Genomic DNA, 14,320 nt, shown 5'->3' on the forward strand with positions numbered 1-14,320 from the left:
CTGTATCGATATGCGGCTCCGCCGCGTGGGCGCGACCAGCCACCGACCACCCGCACGCGCGCACCTGCACACAGCCCCACCCCCTTGGGCGCACCATGCCCTCTCTGTTCCCCGTGATCAGAACGCACCCCATACTCGAAAGGTGACCGACACCGAGCCGCCGCAGCCCTACGACGCGATCGTGCTGGCCGGCGGCGCCGCGAAGCGGCTCGGCGGGGCCGACAAGCCGTCCGTCAGGGTCGGCGGCCGCCCCCTGCTCGACCGGGTCCTCGCGGCCTGCGCCGGCGCGCGGCGGACCGTCGTCGTGGCCACCCCCCGCCCCACCTCGCGCCCGGTTCACTGGACCCGCGAGGCCCCCCCGGGCGGCGGCCCGGTCGCCGCCCTCGACGCCGGCCTGCGCCACACCACCGCCGACTACGCGGTCGTACTCTCCGCCGACCTCCCGTTCCTCGAAGAGCCAACGGTGGGGCGCCTGTTGTCGGCCCTGCACACCTCCGGCGCGGACGCCGCGCTGCTCACCGACGCCGACGGCAGGGACCAGCCCCTCGTCGCGGCCCACCGCACAGCCGCACTGCGCCACGCGCTGTCCGCTCTGGCCGAAGGCGACCGCGGCCTCACCGGCCTCCCCCTTCGGCGCCTGACCGCCGCACTGAACATCACCCGCGTCCCGGACCCGCTCGCGTCCTTCGACTGCGACACCTGGGACGACATCGCCGACGCCAGGGCACGCATCAGGGAGCATGGACACGTGTTGGATGAATGGATCTCCGCAGTCAAGGACGAGCTGGGCATCGACCTGGACGTCGACACCCGCGTCCTGCTCGATCTGGCCCGGGACGCCGCGCACGGTGTGGCCCGCCCGGCCGCTCCGCTGACCACGTTCCTCGTCGGCTACGCGGCAGCGCAGGGCAAGGGCGGACCCGAGGCGGTCGCCGAGGCGGCCCGCAAGGCCGTCGCGCTGGCCCTGCGCTGGGAGGAAGAGGCGAACTCTCCCCAGCAGCAGCCGGCTCCGGAGCAGCCCGCTTCCGGTGAACCCGGCTCCGCCGAGCCGGCCTCCGACACCCCCGACCCCGGGCCCGGCCGGTGACGGCCCCCGGGATCCGGGCCGGCGCGACCCCCATGGACACCGACGACGATCTCGACGTCGAGGAGGCGCTCGCCCTCGTGAGAGAGCCCCGACAACCCCGAGAGGGCGCTCCCCCCGCGCCCGCCTCCCACGGCGAGCACGCCTCCGGCGGCCGGTCGGCGCACCGCCACCGCGCCACCCCCTGGCCCCGGGCCCGCGAGATCGCCGCCCGTGCCGCCCGCTCCGGCGCCCGCCGGGCCCCCGTCTCCGTGCCGCTCACGGGTGCCCTCGGACTGACCCTCGCCGCCCCGCTGGACGCACTCACCGACCTGCCCTCCTTCGACACCTCCGCCATGGACGGCTGGGCAGTCGCGGGCCCCGGCCCCTGGCAGGTGCGCGAGCAGGGCGTACTGGCCGGGCATGCGCAGCCCGAGCCGCTCACCGACGGCGAGGCGGTCCGGATCGCCACCGGCGCCCGGGTGCCGGCGGACACCACCGCCGTGCTCCGCAGCGAGCACGGCCGCATCGACCCCCAGGGACGGCTGCATCCCACCCGAGAGACCGACCACGGCCAGGACATCCGCCCGCGCGGCCAGGAATGCCGTACCGGTGACCAGCTGCTGCCCGTCGGCACCCTGGTCACCCCGGCGGTCCTCGGCCTCGCCGCGGCGGCGGGGTACGACACCGTCACCGCCGTCCCCCGGCCCCGCGCCGAAGTCCTGGTCCTGGGCGACGAGTTGCTGACCGAAGGGCTTCCGCGCGAAGGACTCATCCGGGATGCGCTCGGCCCGATGCTGCCGCCCTGGCTGCGGGCACTCGGAGCCGAGGTGACCGCCGTACGCAGGATCGGCGACGACGCCAAGGCCCTGTACCGGGCGATCACCTCGTCCACGGCCGATCTCGTCGTCACCACGGGCGGTACCGCCTCCGGTCCGGTGGACCATGTCCACCCCACGCTGGAGCGCGTCGGCGCCGAACTCCTCGTCGACGGCGTCCAGGTGCGGCCCGGTCATCCCATGCTGCTGGCCCGTATCAAGCAGAACCAGCACCTCGTCGGCCTCCCCGGCAACCCCCTCGCCGCCGTCTCCGGCCTGCTCACCCTCGCCGAACCCCTGCTGCGCACCCTCGCGGCCCACCCGGCCCCCGAGCCGTACACAGTGCCGCTGGCGGAGACGACGCACGGCCACCCGTACGACACCCGGCTCATCCCGGTTGTCCTGCGGGGTGACGCCGCCGTTCCGCTGCACTACAACGGCCCGGCGATGCTCCGTGGCATCGCCGCTGCCGACGCACTCGCGGTCGTACCGCCGGGCGGGGCACAGCGGGGTGAGGAGACGGAACTGCTTGACCTGCCGTGGGCGACCGCGGGTATCGGGGTGTGTTTCACGTGAAACGTCCGGGCCGTCACGGGTGAATGTCGTCCAGACTGCCGACGATCACCACGGACGGCGGACGTGAAGGGGTCGGCACCTGGATGAGAATGGGGACGTAGACCATGTCGCCGTGTCTGAACTCGGCCTTCCAGGACTTCTGGTAGCACACGATCGTGTTCGGGCTGCGGTGTGTCGCGTAACACTGAAGGGCCGACTTCGGGGATGCCTCGGTGCTTGACGCGCCCTGTGCGCCAAACACCGCACAGCAGGTGAGCGCGGCTATGAGGCTGATGCTCCGGAATGCTGATCTCTGCATTCTCATCACCCGTGCGGTTGCGTGTGATCGGAATCGTGGACTTTCCGGGCGGCTTCCTGGCGCGTGTGGACGCCGAGTTTGGCCAGTACCGCGCCCACGTGATGCCCAGCGGTCTTGGGCGCGATATAGAGACGGGCGGCGATCTCGGCGTCCGACAAGCCCTCGTGCAGCAGCTTGAGGACGTCCATTTCCCGGATGGTCAGCCCGTACGGGTTGGACCGGGTGGCCGCCCGCGGGCCGCGCCGGATCGGGCGGACACCGCGGGAACGCATCATGGCGCGGGTGCGCCCCACGGCCGCCCGGGCCCCGAGGGCCTCGAAGGTGGCCAACGCCTGGTGCAACGCGGACGCGTCGCCGGACAGGCGGACCAGCGCGGCGTGGTACGGGCAGCCGAGTCCGTCCCACTGGGCCGCGGCGCCGGCCCAGTCGCCGGCCAGCTCCAGCGCGTAGGGTCCTGCCGCGGCCACGGGCGGCGGCACTCCTCCGACGCGGCGGACCCAGCAGGCCAGGGGCCCGGACAACCAGGGGTGGCCACGATTCGCCAACGCGTCCAGACCGCGTTCTGCCTCTGCCTGCACCAGTTCGTGGTCACCGAGCAGCCAGGCCGTCTCGACCCGGGCCTCCCACCCCAGGCCCGTGTCCAGCAGACAGTCGGGGTCGACGAGGCTCGCCGCCTGCTCCAGCAGTTGCCAGACCTGAGCCTTGCCCTGGCGGGCCCGCACCAGACCCAGCACGGTCAGGGCCAGGGACCGGACCACCGGTGGCGAGCCGGGGTGGGACAGGACGTTCTGCGCGGTATCGGCGGCCTCGGCGCACCGGCCCCGGTTCAGCAGCCCCCAGCTGTTCCAGGCCCTTGTGCACAGCAGGTAGGACAGCAGTCCGTGATCCAGGCAGTACGCCTCCGCCCGGTCCACGGCCGCCGCGGTCCGGTCGGCATCACCCTGCAGCACCGTGAACCAGGACATGATGAGCGCCAGAAGACCCGCGTCCTCCGGCAGATCCTGCGCCATCGCGCTGGACACCGCCTTTTCGCAGTTCTCCCAGCCGGCCCCCTGGTCCAACATGCGTGCCGCCGAGGCATGGAAGCGGGCCTGGACGACGGCCCCCGCATCGCCGAAGCGCTCACCCAGAGCGATCGCCTTCTCGGCGTAGGCGGCGGTCACCGCCACCGGCTCATGTTCGTAGCAGGCCAGTTGGCAGAGGTTCAGGTATGCCCTGGCCAGCTCCCGGCCCGGCTCCAGGCCTTCGAGCACCCGCACGGCTGCCTGGCCGGTGCGTCTGGCCTCGGCAGTCCGCCCGATCAGCCACAGCCAGCACGACAGCCAGCGCAGGTCGTCCCCTTCGTGCCGCCGGTCGCCCAGCGCACGGCGCAGCTTGACCGCCCTGCGGCCGGAAGCGATCCCCTCGTCCAGCTGACTGGACAGGAGACATGCCTGCGCATGGCCCTCCAGCAGGTCGGTCCGTCGGTCGGTCGGCAGACGGTCGGCGTACCGCAGGGCGCGGGCGTACTGCGCGGCCGCCTCCCGGTGTGCCCCCGACGCGGCAGCGTGGGTGGCCGCGTCGGGCGCGTACTCCAGGACGGCAACCGGATCCCCGGCACCTTCGGCATGATCGGCCAGCAGTGCCAGGTCATCCGCGGCGATCGGGCGGGACCGCATCGCCGCCAGCACCTGCCGGTGCACCTGCAGACGGTGAGCGGCGGGAACGGACTCGAGCACCGCCAGCCGGGTCAGCTCGTGGCGGAACTCGGTCACCTGACCGTCGGTTCGCACGATTCCAGCGGCCACGGCCTCGTCGAGCGTCTCCTCCAGGCCCGGCAGCACGCTGGCCAACAACGGCAGTGCGACCCGGCGCCCCAGGACGGCCAGCACGTCGACGGCCCGGCGAGCCGTGGCCGTCAGGCCGGCCAGGCGGCCGGCGACGGCCTCGCGCACGGTGGCCGGGATGAACTCGGCAGGGGCGGCCAGGATCTGGGTGACGATGAAAGGGTTGCCGCCGGAGACGTGGTACACCTGCTCGGCGTCCACGGCGTGTCCGGCAGCCAGTCGGCCCACAGCCCCACGGCTCAGCGGGGCCAGGTCGTGGCGGCACACCCAGGGATAAGCGGCCAGGGTGCCGAGGAGAGCGGTCAGGTCGTGGGTGCGGCCGATCTCATCGTCCCGGTAGGTGGCCACCACCAACGCCGGAACGCTGGGCAGCCGCCGGGCCAGGTGTCGCAGCAGGTCCATCGTGGCCTCATCGGCCCAGTGGACGTCCTCCACGACCAGCAGGCTGGGGTAGGCGTTCAGGTCGGCCAGCAGGCAGTCGAAGACCTCGTCGGGACGGCAGGTACCCGCCAGGGCCCCGGCAAGGACGGTGCGTGCCGCCTGGCCCAGGCGAGGGGCCAGATCCATCAGGGGGCCCAGGGGGCGGGGTACGGCCAGCGGGTCACAGGCGCCGACCAGGATCCGGATGTGGGGATCGGCCAGCTGAGCCAGACGGTTGACCACGGTGGTCTTCCCGATACCGGCCTCGCCGCGCACAAGGGCCAGACGTCCAGGGCCGCTCACGGCATCCTGCAGGTGGCTGGTGAGGTCCTGGAGCAAAGCCTCTCGCTCTAGCAGGTTCATTACCAGCAAGTTTCCGCCTGTGGCCGGAGCTGCGCAAAAGATCCGGCCGGGGTTCCGAGGCTGAGATGTGGGGTACGCCGGGTGCAATTTGGGGTCTCCGCCCGATGTGCCCCCGTCCACGGCAGGGCACGATTCCAGGAGAGATTGCGGAGGCCCGTGTTTCGCGAATGAGACACGTGAAGTTGTTCTCCGCCGTCCGAATTGGGCCGCGAATCGAAACGGTCCCTCGCATCGAGAAGGAATCGTCATGATCAAGAAGATCGCAAAACGCACAGCGGTACTGACCGCATCGGCCGCACTGGCCGCAGGAGGCGCCCTGGCGCCTTCCACCGCCTTCGCCGCCCCGACGCCCACCGGCGTTCACGCCGTGGTGCCGAGTGACAACGGTGGAGGCCACGGCAACAAGCACCACAACAACAACAATAACAACAACAATAACAACGGAGGCCGGAACAACAACAACAATAACAACAACAACAACAACGGAGGCCGGAACAACAACAATAACAACAACAACAACGGAGGCCGGAACAACAACAATAACAACAATAACAACAACGGTGGAGGCGGGAACAACAATAACAACAACAATAACAACGGCGGGGGCGGGAACAACAACAACAATAACAACAACAACGGTGGAGGCGGGAACAACAACAACAACAACAATAACAACGGCGGGGGCGGGAACAACAACAACAATAACAACAACAATGGCGGAGGTGGGAACAACAACAACAATAACAACAACAACGGGTGAAGTTCAGAGTCTGGCGGCCGGTGGTGCAGATCCACGCGGCCGCCGGACTGGTTCGGTGTACCGCCCTCAGCTTTGGTGGCAGTTGATGTTCTGATTTCCGCGGAACTTGTTCACGGCTCCGTGCTGGCCTGTCGGATAGCAGACCTGGAAGTTGAAAAGCGACTTCCCCAGAAGCGGGACGATCCCCCCGTCACCTTGGGTCGGTGTGTCGCCGTTGTTGTTGTTATTGTTGTTGTTCGTCCTGCCCGAGTTGTTGTTATTGTTGTTGTTCGGGCCGCCGGTGGCGTTGTTATTGTTGTTGTCATTGTTGGTGCTTTGGGTTCCGGTCGCCGCGTCGCGCAGCCCGGCGAATCCAGTCGGTTGGAGGACCCGCAGGAGTGGAATGTTGTCCAGAAGCGGGATGGATCCGCCGGCGCTTTGCGCCTGGGCGCCACCGGCGCTGATGAGAATCGCCGCCGTCGCAGCGGTGCTGATGGTGGCAAGCCGCTTGGTGAGCTTCACTCGATCGACCTTTCGTCGTCCCTGTGTGGAATCTTGGCTTTAATGAACAGGATGGCGACGTCAGGCTTTGAATGATTACTAGGCACGCGGCAGTCGCCGCCTTTTCCCCCGTACAGCCTCAGAATCCGTGACGCGACCATCAGCGTGTGTGAGAAGAGTCGAGGGTGTGGTCGAGGGAGCCGCGGCGGCCGGACGGAGAGTAGCGTCGCGGTATGCATGCGATCACGATTCCCGAACCTGGTGGGCCCGAGGCGCTGGTGTGGGACGAGGTCCCCGATCCCGTACCCGGCGAGGGCGAGGTGCTGGTCGAGGTGGTGGCCAGTGCGGTCAACCGCGCCGACATCATGCAACGGCAGGGCTTCTACGACCCGCCGCCGGGCGCGTCTCCCTATCCCGGTCTGGAGTGCTCCGGGCGGATTGCCGCGCTCGGCCCCGGTGTCTCCGGCTGGTCGGTCGGCGACGAGGTGTGCGCGCTGCTCGCGGGCGGCGGTTACGCCCAGAAGGTCGCCGTCCCGGCCGGGCAGCTGCTGCCGGTGCCGGAGGGGCTGGACCTCAGGCAGGCCGCCGCGCTGCCCGAGGTGGTCTGCACGGTCTGGTCGAACGTCTTCATGATTTCCCATCTGCGCCCGGGCGAGACGCTGCTCGTGCACGGCGGCTCCAGCGGTATCGGCACCATGGCGATCCAGCTGGGCCGGGCGATCGGGGCCAAGGTCGCGGTCACCGCGGGTACGAAGGAGAAGCTGGACTTCTGTGCCGAGCTCGGCGCGGACATCCTGGTCAACTACCGTGAGCAGGACTTCGTCGCCGAGGTGAAGCAGGCCACGGCCGGCGCGGGTGCCGACGTCATCCTCGACAACATGGGCGCCAAGTACCTGGACCGGAACGTGCAGGCCCTCGCCGTCAACGGGCGGCTCGCGATCATCGGTCTGCAGGGCGGTGCCAAGGGTGAGCTGAACATCGGTGCGCTGCTCGGCAAGCGGGCCGCGGTCAGCGCGACCTCGCTGCGCGCCCGTCCGCTCGCCGAGAAGGCGGCCATCGTCGCGGCCGCGCGGGAGCACGTGTGGCCGCTGATCGCCCAGGGCCACGTCCGTCCGGTCGTCGACCGGGAGCTGCCGATGGCGGAGGCGGCACAGGCGCAGCGGGTGGTGGAGGCGAGCGAGCACATCGGCAAGGTCCTCCTCGTCGCCCCATAGCCCCGCCGCACCCGCAGGCCGTCGCCCCGTCGCACCCGCAGGCCGTCCCCCCGTCGTCCCCGCAAGCCGTCGCCCCACCGCACCCGCCGGTCGTCGGCCCCTAGCTCCGCCGCACCCGCAGACCGATGAAGGCCAGGCCGAGTCCGAGGCCGATCAGGACCAGGCCGCTGCCCAGCGGAAGGATCTGCAGCACGGGCTCGCTGTCGCCGTCCTGGGTGTGGGTGACGGCCTGCTGGGCGGGCCGTGCCTGCTGGGACTGGGTGGGCGGCACCAAGTCGGCCTCCCGGGGCGGCTGCGTGGAGGCGGCGCCCGGGCTCTCGGCACCGATCTCCGCCGGCTCCGTCGCCGTCTCCTCGTCGGTGCCGTCCTCGTCCCCGTCCGGGTCCTGTCCCTCGACCTTCACCGCCGGTCCCTGGGGCCGTCCCGGCCGTGTCCGGCCCTCACCTGCCAGGGTCCCGGCCCGGGACGGAGCGGGGGTGGCCGAGGCGCGGGCGGAGTCCGAGGACTGGGGATCTGGACCGTATGCGACGGCCGTGTCGCACGGCAGCAGGATCGTCGCGAGCACGAGCAGCAGACGGACCGGCGTGAGCCGTACGCCGTCGGGAAGGAATTGCAGCCTTGGAGTCACGTCGGTGACCTCCTGGAGCACGGTTGTCGTCAGGGTCGACGCACACCAGCTTCACATTTAATGGCAAAACCGTCATTTCTCGTTGGTCCGATGGGTCTACGACCGGTCCGGGGCGGCTTGGAAAGGTGGATCAGCTCCAACGGGGGGCACCACGGTGGTGAGGTGTACGCGTGCGAGAGAATGGCGGCATGGAGATGCCGAGGAACGAACGGTCGCCCGAGAATCCCCAGATCCTGGTCGTGGGCCAGGACGGGATGGCGCTCGGTGGCGGCAATGGGGACGAGGACTCCCGCGAGATCCCGGTGACGGAGATGGTGGAACAGCCCGCCAAGGTCATGCGGATCGGCAGCATGATCAAGCAGCTCCTGGAGGAGGTGCGAGCGGCTCCCCTCGACGAGGCCAGCCGGGTCCGGCTCAAGGAGATCCACGCCAGCTCCGTGAAGGAGCTGGAGGACGGTCTGGCGCCGGAGCTGGTGGAGGAGCTGGAGCGGCTCTCGCTGCCCTTCACCGAGAACTCGACTCCGTCCGACGCGGAACTGCGGATCGCGCAGGCCCAGTTGGTGGGCTGGCTGGAGGGGCTCTTCCACGGGATCCAGACGACCCTGTTCGCCCAGCAGATGGCCGCCCGCGCCCAGCTGGAGCAGATGCGCCGTGCGCTGCCACCGGGCGTCGGTCACGAGGGCGACGAGCACGGCCCGGCCGGCCGGGCCGGCGGACCGTACCTCTAGGACCTTGCGGGGCCTCCGAGGCCTCCAGGACCTCCAGAACCCGTAGCAGGCGAAAGGGCCCGGCGCGACCGCCGGGCCCTTGTCACGTCCGCGCACGTCCGCTCGCGTCCGCGCGTCTCAGCCGGTCGGCGGGTTGCCCGTCGACACCTTGAGTTCGATGGTCGGCACGTTCTTCGGATCGACGTCCGTGCCGGCGGACGGGAACTCGTCCATGATCGTGCCGTCGCCGTACGTGTTCTCGTCCACGTAAGTGATCTTCATGCGCCATCCGGCGGCCTGGAAGCACGCCTTGACCGACTTGATGTACTTGAACTTGAAGTCCGGGACCCGCACCTTGTTCGGGTCGTTGTAGGACTCCTCGGGCTCGGTGCACTCGGTCGTCTCGACGGTCTTCGAGGTGTCGGGCCCGCGGTAGCCCGACGCGTGCGAGGCCGAGGCGCTCGCGGTGCTGTCGCCACCGCCGGTGCTCCCGGTGTCGTCTCCGCCGCCGTTGTTGATCGCCAGCGCGACGATCAGTCCGATCACCGCGACCAGTGACACGGCGATCGACCCGACGACCACCGGCCGGTTGCTCTTCCCGCCTCCGCCCAAGGACGGCGACTGCGCGGCGATGGTGTACGGCGGCGGGGTGGACGGCGCGGGCTGGGCGTAGCCGGCCGGTGTCTGGTAGCCCGCCTGCTGCGGATAGCCGTACGCGGGTGAAGGAGCCGGGGTCCCGTACGGATTCGGGGCCGGATTCGGCTGGTACGGCGTCTGTACCGGCCCGGGAGGCGCCGGCGTCGCCTGGCCGACCGGCGGGAACACCGCGGAGCCGACCCCGGAGCCGCTCTGCGTCCGCGGGACGCCCGGGACGATGCTCGGCGGGGCCGGCTGCAGGGAGGCGGCCACCCGCAGGCACTCGTCGCGCATGGACTCGGCGGTCGGGAAGCGCTCGTTCGGGTTCTTCTTCAGGGCGCGGGCGACCAGCGCGTCCACGGCCGGGGGAAGCGAACGGTTGATCGAGGAGGGGGCCACCGGCTCCTCCTGGACATGCGCGTAGGCGATCGCCAGCGGTGAGTCCGCGTCGAACGGCAGCCGCCCGGTGACCAGCTGGAACAGCATGATGCCGACCGAGTAGAGGTCGGAGCGGGCGTCCACGCCCCGGCCCAGCGCCTGCTCCGGCGACAGATACTGCGGGGTGCCGACGACCATGCCGGTCTGGGTCATCGAGGTGACCCCGGACTGCATGGCCCGGGCGATGCCGAAGTCCATCACCTTGACGACCCCACGCTTGGTCGTCATCACGTTGCCGGGCTTGATGTCGCGGTGGACCAGGCCCATTTCGTGGCTGATCTCCAGGGCGGCCAGCACATCGGCGGTGATCTTCAGCGCCTTGTCGGCGGGCATCGCGCCGAACTGCCGTATGTCCTCCTCCAGCACCGAGCCGAGCGGGCGGCCCTCGACGTACTCCATGACGATGTACGGCATCGTCGAGCCGTCCACCTCGTCCTCGCCCGTGTCGAAGACGGAGACGATATTGGTGTGCGTGAGCTTGGCCACTGCCTGGGCCTCGCGGCGGAAGCGCTCGCGGAAGGCCTGTTCCCGGCCGAGTTCGGTGTGCAGGGTCTTGATCGCGACCTGACGGTCCAGGACCGTGTCGTACGCCAGGTGCACGGAGGCCATGCCGCCCTCGCCGAGCAGGTCGCGCAGCTGGTAGCGGCCACCGGCCAGAGCCCGCCCCGCGTAACGGCCGTGTGTGCCGTCCTGGCTCATTTTCCCCGTCCCCCGCCCGGCATTTCAGGCACCCTTGTTGATCGAATGTCTCATTCCCGGCCAAGTCTGCCCCAGGGCACTGACACGTCAAGCGCGGTGCCCGTTCCGTGACCGTACGCGAAAGAAGACTCGCGGAAGCGTTACAGCCGCCGTACCTCCGGTACACGGAATTTGCACGGCGGCGAGTGGTGCGGGTTTGATGGCCGGTCCGTCCACGGGCCGGATCCCGGACCTGCGGGTTGCGCGGAGGCTGTAGCGTGGCCGACGGAGACCGTGACAACACCGCGCGCACCGCGGGCAGAAACGACGGCGAGGACCGATGGCACAGACGCACAGCGCCCAGGGCCCGTCCGACCCCGAGGCGACTGGCGGCGGCATGTCAGACACGCCGGAGATGTGGGGCAACGGAGGGCTGGTCGGCGACGGCCGGTACCGGCTGACCCACCGGCTCGGCCGGGGCGGCATGGCCGAGGTGTTCGCGGCCGAGGACATCCGGCTGGGCCGGACCGTGGCCGTCAAGCTGCTGCGCGCCGACCTCGCCGAGGACCCGGTCTCCAAGGCCCGCTTCACCCGCGAGGCACAGTCGGTCGCCGGGCTCAACCATCACGCGATCGTGGCGGTGTACGACTCCGGCGAGGACGTCGTCGGCGGTCAGTCGGTGCCGTACATCGTGATGGAGCTGGTCGAGGGCCACACCATCCGCGACCTGCTGATCAACGCGGAGGCGCCGGGCCCGGAGCAGGCCCTGACCATCGTCTCCGGGGTGCTGGAGGCGCTCGCCTACTCGCACCAGCACGGCATCGTGCACCGCGACATCAAACCGGCCAACGTGATCATCACCCAGACCGGTTCCGTCAAGGTGATGGACTTCGGCATCGCGCGCGCCCTGCACGGCGCGTCCACGACGATGACGCAGACCGGCATGGTCATGGGCACGCCCCAGTACCTCTCCCCTGAGCAGGCCCTCGGCAAGGCCGTCGACCATCGTTCCGACCTGTACGCCACCGGTTGTCTGCTCTACGAACTCCTCTCGCTGCGCCCGCCGTTCATCGGCGAGACCCCGCTGTCGGTGGTCTACCAGCATGTCCAGGACATCCCGGTGCCGCCGTCCCAGACCTCCGAGGGCGCGGCCCCGCCGGAGCTGGACGGCCTGGTCATGCGCTCGCTCGCCAAGGAGCCCGACGACCGTTTCCAGACCGCCGAGGAGATGCGCGGCCTGGTCCAGTACGGCCTGCAGATGCTGTACGAGCAGGGCAGCCACACCGGTACCTGGAACACCGGCCCGGTCACCGTGCACGACGGCCGGCACACCCCGTCGGGCGGCTTCGCCGGTACGACCGTGATGGCCAGCCCGATGAACCCCGCCGGGACCACGCAGATCCCGCAGCCGATACTGCCGACCGGCTACGGGAACGGCGACGACGGCGGCTTCGAGGGACACGGCAACACGGGCAGCGGCCGCGGCAAGCTGTGGATCCTCGCCGTCCTCGCGGTGATCGCCATCGCGGCGGGTGTCGCGCTGGCGCTGAACCAGGGGACTGGGGGCAACGGCGGCGGCGCGGGGACGTCACAGTCGCCGACGGTCTCGCAGACCGCCAAGGACGAGACGCCCAGCGCGAGCCCGTCCGACGAGGCGAGCGACACGGCCACGGACACCGAGACCGACACGAGCGGCTCGGACACCAACAACAACGGCGGGTACACGTCGTCGCCGACCCCGACGTACAGCCACACCCAGGCGCAGAGCAGCGAGCCGAGCGACAAGCCGAGCGACACGGCGAGCGTCTCGCAGCCCACCGACACCGCGAGCTCGCCCGACACGCAGCCCTCCGACCCGACGGGCACGGGCGACAGCGGCGGGGACAACGCCGGCACGATCGCCGGCAACACCGGCCTGGGCGGCGGTTGAAGGACACCGACGACCACGCCCCTCGGCAACTGAGAAGGCGCCCTCCGGTCATCGGGGGGCGCCTTCTTCCTTCCCTCTTCCCTTTTGGCCTGCCGGTGTCAGGCCGTGAACGTGTACTACCGGTGTCAGGCCGTGAACGCGTCGCACACCGCGTCGTACTCCCTGGTCCACCACACGGCGAGCGCCGAGGCGGCCGGGAACTGGCAGTCCGCGCGGGTGTCGCCGCGCTCGTAGTGCCAGCGCAGCATCCAGAAGTCGTTGAGCCGCTCCCACCACACGCGATGCACGGCCGCCGCGAGCTCGGAGGGTGTGGCCCCGGCCGCGCGCCGGTACGCGCGCGCGTACGCCCGCACCTTGCGCAGGTCGAGCGCGCCCGCCGGGCGGACGAAGAAGATCGCGGCGGCGCGTACGGCCTCCTCAGCGCGGGGCTGCACCCCGAGCCGGTCCCAGTCGACGATCGCGGCGGGCGCGTCGTCCTTGTAGAGCAGGTTGAACGGGTGGAAGTCGCCGTGCACCCAGCCCACCGAACCACCTGGCGGGGGGCGGCGTCCGGTGTGCTGCTCCAGGAGCGCACGGCGTTCGAGGAGCCGGTGGCGGGCCAGTTCGTCGAAGGCGTCGGCGGGGCGATGGCGGCTGACGTGGGCGAGCAGGTCGTCGATGAGCGCGAAGGTGTCGGCAGGGTCGGCGCTCTCGACGGGATGGGGGCTGGTGGCGGGGCGGGTGCGCCCCTTGGGCGGCATCACGCGCTCCAGACAGGCGTGCACGGCACCCAGGAGCGCGCCGAGCCGCGCACACTCCCCGCGCGTGAGCTGTCCGCCATGCCGGTGCCGGCCGTCGATCCAGGGGTGCAGGGCGTAGGCGTGGCCGCCGACCACGGCGACCGTACGGCCCTCGCGGTGGGCCAGCGGCGGGGCGACCGGGACGCCGAGGGCGGCCAGCCGCTCGGTGGCCCGGTGGCGGCGTTCGATGGCGGCGGGGTCGGCGGTGTCCGGGTCGAAGTGGTGCTTGAGGAAGTAGCTGCCACGGGTCGTGCAGAGGCGATAGCCGCGGTTGAGCAGGCCCTGCTCCACGGGCTCGCAGGCGAGCGCGGAACCGGCGGCGTACAGCCGGAGCAGAGCGCCCAGAGGGGGCGCGTGAGGCACGAGGGGTAGTACACAAGAGCGCGGCACGCGCCAGATGCTAGGGCAAGCCGCGGGCCTGTGAGCTGCGCGTTGTCACAGGCAGTCGCTGATGGTCGCTTTCGGTCACGCGATGGTCCGTGGCGTGCGCAAGTACGGAAGGCGCACCCGGTGGTGCGCTCCCGGGCGTAGGGTCGCGGCGGAGCGCTCGGCGCACCCCGGGTCCCGGTGCCGGGCCGGGTGGCCGGAATGCGCGGGCGCCCCGGCGGGCGGCCTCATGGGCGTCGAGCGGGAATGCGGTGATTTTTCCTTCACCGCGGGCGACGTCGGTCTTGCATGCGAAGTCTTCCCGTCGCCCGGTCCGGCG

Annotated in this window: 11 protein-coding genes; 6 read left to right on the forward strand and 5 right to left on the reverse strand. The window is 70.6% G+C overall.

Going from position 1 to position 14,320, the window contains the following annotated elements; genetic code table 11:
* Positions 1 to 142 precede the first annotated feature (142 nt).
* Positions 143 to 1,087 (forward strand): NTP transferase domain-containing protein, encoded by a 945-nt coding sequence (locus ACIRR9_RS03870; RefSeq protein WP_403747215.1) that lies wholly within the window; start codon positions 143 to 145, stop codon positions 1,085 to 1,087.
* Positions 1,084 to 2,457, forward strand: a complete 1,374-nt coding sequence (locus tag ACIRR9_RS03875) for a molybdopterin molybdotransferase MoeA (RefSeq protein ID WP_403747217.1) — start codon at positions 1,084 to 1,086, stop codon at positions 2,455 to 2,457. The genes ACIRR9_RS03870 and ACIRR9_RS03875 overlap by 4 nt, the downstream gene beginning before the upstream one ends.
* A gap of 303 nt (positions 2,458 to 2,760) precedes the next feature.
* Here the strand turns inward: ACIRR9_RS03875 and ACIRR9_RS03880 are convergent, their stop codons facing one another.
* Positions 2,761 to 5,364: an ATP-binding protein gene (locus ACIRR9_RS03880; protein WP_403747220.1), complete on the reverse strand. Its 2,604-nt coding sequence runs from the start codon at positions 5,362 to 5,364 to the stop codon at positions 2,761 to 2,763.
* Between the two features lie 247 nt (positions 5,365 to 5,611).
* Between ACIRR9_RS03880 and ACIRR9_RS03885 the strand changes: the two genes are divergently transcribed.
* Positions 5,612 to 6,124, forward strand: coding sequence for a hypothetical protein (locus ACIRR9_RS03885; protein WP_403747223.1), 513 nt, complete (start codon positions 5,612 to 5,614; stop codon positions 6,122 to 6,124).
* Between the two features lie 66 nt (positions 6,125 to 6,190).
* Here ACIRR9_RS03885 and ACIRR9_RS03890 read toward each other — a convergent pair whose 3' ends face one another.
* Entirely contained in the window at positions 6,191 to 6,625 is a 435-nt protein-coding gene (locus ACIRR9_RS03890) for a hypothetical protein (RefSeq protein ID WP_403747226.1), read from the reverse strand.
* Positions 6,626 to 6,837: 212 nt separating this feature from the next.
* On the opposite strand from ACIRR9_RS03890, the gene ACIRR9_RS03895 reads away from it, so the two are divergent.
* Complete coding sequence (locus tag ACIRR9_RS03895; protein ID WP_123975664.1) at positions 6,838 to 7,818, forward strand: NAD(P)H-quinone oxidoreductase; 981 nt, start codon at positions 6,838 to 6,840, stop codon at positions 7,816 to 7,818.
* Between the two features lie 100 nt (positions 7,819 to 7,918).
* Here ACIRR9_RS03895 and ACIRR9_RS03900 read toward each other — a convergent pair whose 3' ends face one another.
* The gene (locus tag ACIRR9_RS03900) at positions 7,919 to 8,446 is read right to left on the reverse strand and encodes a hypothetical protein (protein WP_403747229.1); all 528 of its coding nucleotides are present in this window, start codon (positions 8,444 to 8,446) and stop codon (positions 7,919 to 7,921) included.
* A gap of 188 nt (positions 8,447 to 8,634) precedes the next feature.
* Between ACIRR9_RS03900 and ACIRR9_RS03905 the strand changes: the two genes are divergently transcribed.
* A complete protein-coding gene (locus ACIRR9_RS03905; protein WP_403747231.1) occupies positions 8,635 to 9,174 on the forward strand; it encodes a bacterial proteasome activator family protein in 540 nt (179 codons plus the stop codon).
* Positions 9,175 to 9,291: 117 nt separating this feature from the next.
* Here ACIRR9_RS03905 and ACIRR9_RS03910 read toward each other — a convergent pair whose 3' ends face one another.
* Positions 9,292 to 10,926 carry a protein kinase gene (locus ACIRR9_RS03910; RefSeq protein WP_403747234.1) on the reverse strand — a complete coding sequence of 545 codons (1,635 nt, stop codon included), beginning with the start codon at positions 10,924 to 10,926 and terminating at the stop codon, positions 9,292 to 9,294.
* A gap of 319 nt (positions 10,927 to 11,245) precedes the next feature.
* On the opposite strand from ACIRR9_RS03910, the gene ACIRR9_RS03915 reads away from it, so the two are divergent.
* Complete coding sequence (locus tag ACIRR9_RS03915; RefSeq protein WP_403747236.1) at positions 11,246 to 12,835, forward strand: protein kinase; 1,590 nt, start codon at positions 11,246 to 11,248, stop codon at positions 12,833 to 12,835.
* A 125-nt stretch (positions 12,836 to 12,960) separates the two neighbouring features.
* Here the strand turns inward: ACIRR9_RS03915 and ACIRR9_RS03920 are convergent, their stop codons facing one another.
* Positions 12,961 to 13,977 carry a phosphotransferase gene (locus tag ACIRR9_RS03920; RefSeq protein WP_185149242.1) on the reverse strand — a complete coding sequence of 339 codons (1,017 nt, stop codon included), beginning with the start codon at positions 13,975 to 13,977 and terminating at the stop codon, positions 12,961 to 12,963.
* Positions 13,978 to 14,320: the final 343 nt, after the last annotated feature.

This window comes from Streptomyces sp. NPDC101234, from assembly GCF_044767525.1.
GTDB classification, from domain to species: Bacteria; Actinomycetota; Actinomycetes; order Streptomycetales; family Streptomycetaceae; genus Streptomyces; species Streptomyces sasae.